At 58.5% G+C, this 1,451-nt stretch carries 1 protein-coding gene; it reads right to left on the minus strand.

Annotated elements, in window-relative coordinates; genetic code table 11:
- Nucleotides 1–17: 17 nt before the first annotated feature.
- Nucleotides 18–1,214 (minus strand): IS110 family transposase, encoded by a 1,197-nt coding sequence (locus BSP239C_RS20330; RefSeq protein ID WP_101575102.1) that lies wholly within the window; start codon nt 1,212–1,214, stop codon nt 18–20.
- Nucleotides 1,215–1,451: the final 237 nt, after the last annotated feature.

Consider the following 1,451-nt stretch of genomic DNA (forward strand, 5'->3'; position numbering starts at 1 on the left):
TGATGCTCCTATAGATGTCAAGCGGCTTGAAGAAGGAAGTCCCGGTACTGCGCTGCGAACTCGTCATCACGAGCTTCAGCGCGTTCGATACGTGAAACCTTTACCTGACCGACGCTGAAATGCTCGGCCACCACTCTCAGGCTCATCTTCTTTGACTCCCGCAGAGGGCGCAGGTCATTGATAGCCGGAACGATGGGTGGATTGATGATGAGCGTGTATACCTCGGCGGCGACATACCGTTTGAGACACCTCATGATCTCTCTCTTCGATTTCGCTTCCGCGGTGCGTCTGGCCACGTATTCCTTCGTTCGTGGATCGCTGGACATTCTCGACTTCACGATGTCGAACAAGGCACTATTGGCCTGCCGGTCTCCTCCTTTGTTGAGTCTGTGCCGGGTGATCTTGCCCGACGATGCCTGGAGTGGGCTGGTCCCGCACAGGGCAGCGAACGCAGCTTTCGACGTGATCCTCTCTGGGTTCTCACCAGCTGTGACCAGCAGCTTCGCTGCGGAGATTGGCCCCACGCTCTTCGTGGCCGCCAGAGCAGGGGCCACCTGTGTGGTCAGGTCAGCAAGCTGGTGATTGGCCGCATCGATCTCTTCGGTGAGAAATTCGACTCTTTTGGCCAGGCGACGCAAAGCGATCCCGAGGTGATCGTCAGCTGCCGGACGTGTTTTGGCCAGTGTTGTATGGAGGTCAGGGTCCTTGAGATCCGCGTATTTCTCCCTCACCTGGGTGGGAGCCGTGGTGAGGAAGTTGATGGTCTGCGTGATCGCCGCGGTACGTGCTTTGACGGCTGTGGTGCGGGTTTTGAGGATCAATCGGATCCCGTCGACGGCACCGCCGAGGAGTTTCGGGATCGGAAGGTCATCGAGGTCAGCGGCGACGGTCTTGGCAGCGGCGTAGGCATCTATAGGGTCGGATTTCCCGCCCCGGCGGGTCTGTCGGTTGGGGCGGATGACTTCCTTGGCGAGAACGCCCTGTGATCGGAGGTAAGCGCAGACCCCGGCTCCGTAAGATGCGGTGCCTTCGATGCCGACGGCGAGGATCGTGCCGAAGGAGAGAATGAAGTTCAGTAAGGCCGTGTATCCGGTGCTGGTGGTGGGGAATTCTTTGTCGCCGAGTTTCTTCCCGATTTCATTTGTGATGCCGACATGGTTCGTGTTTTGGTGGGTATCGATCCCGGCGTACACATTCGTTGGTGTTCCTGTCATGATGGTGGTGCCCTTTCCATTGGACTGGTGGGGTGAGGGCCAGTCGGTCGGGCAGACAGGACGTTGACGGGACTCTGTAAGTGTGGAGTCACGCTCCTATGAGGTCATGTCCCCACCGGCTGGTTCTCTTTCGGTGGTGACGGGAACCCTGGTGGACAGATCACGAGAAGGACACCGCGGAACGGGTCAGTCAGGCTTTGGGTCACACCGGGATTCCCGACCTTTCCAGTATCAACG

This window comes from Brevibacterium sp. 239c, from assembly GCF_900169365.1.
GTDB lineage: Bacteria > Actinomycetota > Actinomycetes > Actinomycetales > Brevibacteriaceae > Brevibacterium.

What these genes read in the sequence shown, in the direction of transcription:
- BSP239C_RS20330 (WP_101575102.1), bottom strand. Translation starts at nt 1,214, where the DNA reads ATGACAGGAACACCAACGAATGTGTACGCCGGGATCGATACCCACCAA.